This is a genomic window from Belnapia arida (assembly GCF_016773205.1).
Taxonomy (GTDB): Bacteria; Pseudomonadota; Alphaproteobacteria; order Acetobacterales; family Acetobacteraceae; genus Belnapia; species Belnapia arida.
Window position 1 is genome coordinate 1 of the sequence record NZ_JAETWB010000111.1, and the last position, 3,623, is coordinate 3,623.

5 protein-coding genes are annotated in these 3,623 nt (G+C 64.2%); 4 read left to right on the top strand and 1 reads right to left on the bottom strand.

Annotated features, from left to right (window positions below; translation table 11 throughout):
* Positions 1-206 (top strand): hypothetical protein (locus tag JMJ56_RS34625; RefSeq protein ID WP_236039051.1); only part of this gene is annotated, 206 nt, incomplete at its 5' end.
* 431 nt (positions 207-637) lie between these two features.
* Here the strand turns inward: JMJ56_RS34625 and JMJ56_RS32715 are convergent.
* A complete protein-coding gene (locus tag JMJ56_RS32715; protein WP_202836053.1) occupies positions 638-1,534 on the bottom strand; it encodes a substrate-binding domain-containing protein in 897 nt (298 codons plus the stop codon).
* Positions 1,535-2,000: 466 nt separating this feature from the next.
* On the opposite strand from JMJ56_RS32715, the gene JMJ56_RS32720 reads away from it, so the two are divergent.
* The 3 genes from JMJ56_RS32720 (at position 2,001) to JMJ56_RS32730 (ending at position 3,584) form a co-directional block, all read left to right on the top strand.
* Positions 2,001-2,699 carry a thermonuclease family protein gene (locus JMJ56_RS32720; protein ID WP_202836054.1) on the top strand — a complete coding sequence of 233 codons (699 nt, stop codon included), beginning with the start codon at positions 2,001-2,003 and terminating at the stop codon, positions 2,697-2,699.
* 183 nt (positions 2,700-2,882) lie between these two features.
* Positions 2,883-3,167, top strand: a complete 285-nt coding sequence (gene hfq, locus JMJ56_RS32725) for an RNA chaperone Hfq (RefSeq protein WP_202836056.1) — start codon at positions 2,883-2,885, stop codon at positions 3,165-3,167.
* A gap of 66 nt (positions 3,168-3,233) precedes the next feature.
* Complete coding sequence (locus JMJ56_RS32730) at positions 3,234-3,584, top strand: MarR family transcriptional regulator (RefSeq protein WP_328702528.1); 351 nt, start codon at positions 3,234-3,236, stop codon at positions 3,582-3,584.
* The last annotated feature ends 39 nt before the right edge of the window (positions 3,585-3,623 follow it).

The following is a 3,623-nucleotide window of genomic DNA, read 5'->3' on the forward strand; positions in this document are numbered from 1 at the left end:
ATCTCACGCTGGAGACAGCCATAGACCACTACTGCGCCGCCTTTGGCCGCGATGCGCTGCCTTGCATCGCAGGCCTCAACAGCGCCATGGCCAATGCTGCCGCGGTCATGCTGGCCGATGCGGTCACGGCTCGGCGCCCGTTGCGATACTGCGCCATTGCTGATGCGCTGGGCGGGCCGCAGCCGCCAGAATGCGCGTCGCTGTAGGCCTGTTGAACTTCGACCCTAACTGCCTCGTCGCCGTGCCCAGGACAGGGCCAGCTTGGCGGCGCGCAGCGCCAGCCACTCGGTAGAGACGCCGGCCAGGTCACACCAGCGGGCTCGTGCTCCGGGCGGGTTCATGCCTGCCCCATCGTCGTATCACCGCCTGCTGCCGCTATGCGAGCTAACTCGGCCCGCGCTCCGGCGACGAAGGCTTGGACCATCTCGGCGCTCTCGGACGAGCCGCCGCTGCTTCAAGCTGCTCAACGTCGCCCTCGCGCCACTGATGCCGAGTCAGCAGTTTGGTCGCTTCCGCCACCGGCATCCCGAGCGCAGCGCCAATCTCCGCAGGCGTGGTGATGCCCCGCTCGTCCAGCTCGCGGCCGATCGCCATCCGCAACCGTATGGTCTTTAGCTGATCCGCGATGTGGCGCCCGTTATGCCCATCGTGGCGGGGGAGGCTCCACGTCTTTGGTGAGCACCGGATCACGCATCAAAGGAGCTCGCATTGGGAACGAAAGCTGTTCTCCCTGGAACCTGTGTGAGGCAATAGCAGCCTGTCCTACAGGGCCGGTGACCCAATCCACAAAAGCCTGCCCAACCTTCATCTTTATCTGCGGAAAACGGACTGGGTTTACCACCATCACGCCGTACTGGTTGTACAGGTGCCGATCGCCCTCGACCAAGACATCCAGACCGCACTCCTTATGGAAGACGATCCAAGTGCCGCGATCGGTCAGGATGTAAGCTTGCTGGGCTGCGGCGGTGTTGAGGGCCGGCAACATGCTTTGGCCTACCGTTCGGTACCAGGATCCGCGATCGCCGCTAGGATCCAGCCCTGCCAACTGCCAAAGCCGCAACTCTCTGGTGTAGGTTCCAGAACGGTCACCGCGAGAGATGAAAGGCGCCCGCGCTGCGGCAACGCGGCAGAGCGCCTCTGCCGCGTCATGCAGGCCGCGGATATTGGCGGGATCAGTTATCGGACCGGCTAGAACAAAGTCGTTGTACATCACCGGGCGGCGGCCGCACGGGGCAGCAAAGCCTTCTGCTACAAATCGCGCCTCCTCCGGCCGATCGTGTGTGAACACCACATCTGCTTGGCCTCGACGGTCAATATCTAGGGCTTGACCGGTGCCACACGCCACAACGTGCACGGCGATGTCGGTGATCCGGGTGAAGGCCGGCAGGATATGGCCGAACACGCCGGACTGCTCGGTCGAAGTGGTGGAGGCGATGGTGATGAAAGGTGCAGACTGCGGTTGCGCAAGCGCCGGCCGGGAGGAGGCTGTGAGGGAGGCGAGAAGCGCCGGGAGCGTGCGTCGCAGGATGGCCATGAAGCTTTATGAGCGAATAAGGCTGAATTCGTAAAGCTGAGCCGTTGAAGGGGCAGGGAGGCGGACCGATGGCAGTCCGCGACCAGGGTGAGACAGTGCCTGGCTCCCTGCCGCAAGCAGTATGCCCACCCTCTATCGAACCGAAGGGCCACGAGGATAGGAGACCTCATCACAAATTAGCCGAGCGAGGTTCGCAGCGAGGCAAGCAAGCTTACTAGCTAGCCGCGGCGCCGGTTAGCCCACCTAGATGCCTGCCGGCTCCGGCACCCGCACCTCCAACCGGGCCGCTACTGCCTCGAGCAGCGTCACCTCACCCTCTCTTCAGAGGTCCCGGTTCAGCAGGGCCGATGCTTTGTCGGGCAGCATCCCGAGGGCGTTGCCAATCCAGCCGCTGGTGCTGATGCTAGGCACAGACATGCTTTGTTCAGCCGCTACAACCGTGGTCAAAGGTGTGGCAGGTAGCAGCATGCCTCTCGTCATCTGGCGACTTTCGGCCGCCATCTTCGTCCTGCTTGCGCTTCTGTCCTGCTCTCCCGCTCGGGCTGCCGAACTGCTCGGACGGATAGTCGGCTTGGCAGACGGGGACACCCTGACCCTGCTCACTGCCGAGCGCCGCCAAGTGCGGGTCCGATTAAGCGAGATCGACACTCCTGAGAGCCGGCAGCCCTACGGCACACGTGCGCAGCAAATCCTCTCGGGATTGGTCTTCGGCAAAGATGTGCGGGTCGTGGTGCAAGACACGGACCGGTACGGGCGGACTGTTGGGCGGGTCTACGCTGGCCCGCTGGATGTGAATGCCGAGATGGTCCGGCAGGGTGCCGCTTGGGTCTATCGTCAATACAGTCGGGATCCCGAACTGCTGCGGATCGAGACTGAAGCCAAGGCAGGTCGCCGCGGCCTTTGGTCGCTCCCCGAGGCCGAGCGCATACCACCTTGGGAATGGCGCGCTGCAATGCGTGGAGGCAGACCCGACCACATCGCCGAGGGGCCGGCAGCGCCCACGCGTTCCGCACCAGCGGCGAGTAGCGGCTTCACCTGCGGCGGCAAGCAGTATTGTCGGGAGATGACCAGCTGCGCCGAGGCTCGCTTCTATCTGCAGCAGTGTGGGCTCACGCGGCTCGATGGGGATCGGGACGGGGTGCCTTGCGAAACTCTCTGCCGGTGAGCTTTGCGAGCAGCGGCGGCACGGCGGCTGCTCGAGGCCGCCGGCGGCGCAGGAGATCAATCTGCCGCCGGCCCAGCCAAGCAGGAGGCTAGGGCAGACAAAATAGCCAAACGTCTCTACAAAGTCCGGAAATGTGTGCTCTGGTTGGCTTACTACGCCAGGATCAAGGGGCCAAGCAGCGCCATGCCAGACCAGGAACCGTCACAGCCTGTCCAAGAGGTGTTTCTGGCACAGCTGGTCCGGACCAAAGCGCCGGTAACGGTCTTCCTGACGAATGGGGTCAAGCTGCAGGGTCGAGTGGCCAACTTCGACCGTGTTTGCCTAGTGCTGACCCGCGCTGGCCATGCGCAGCTCATCTTCAAGAAAGCAGTCAGCACGGTTATGCCAAGCGGCGAAACCGTGCAGCAGGACGCCCTTGCGCGCTCGGACGTGTCCGCACGCCTGTCGCTGGCACGCCGCCGGGAATGAGCAGCATCGAGTTCATCGCCGAGCACGGCAACGGCGCCGGGATGCGGCTGCGGGAGAATGCGGCCAGTGGCTGACGAGCCCGACTACCTGCTACACGTCATTCGCCGGACGTGTGTAGCTGAGATCCGCTCCGACGAGCCCGATCTGAACCTACGCCAGCTCGCCGTGCTGCTGGTTGTCTGCCTGACCGACAAACCGCAAACCGTCCGAGGGCTGGCGGCGCATCTCAACGTCAACAAGCCTGCCATCACCCGCGCCCTCGACCGGCTCGAAGAGCTCGAACTGGCCGTTCGGACAGCCGACCGCCGGGACCGTCGCAGTGTGGTAGTGCAGTGCACCGTTGGTGGCGCCGCGATGGTGGAGCGGCTTGGCGTGGAGATGATCGGCCCCCATCGGGTGGTCCGCCGTGAATGTTAGTTCAGCATTGGCCTGGGCGTCACGACCTGTGTGGTCGGC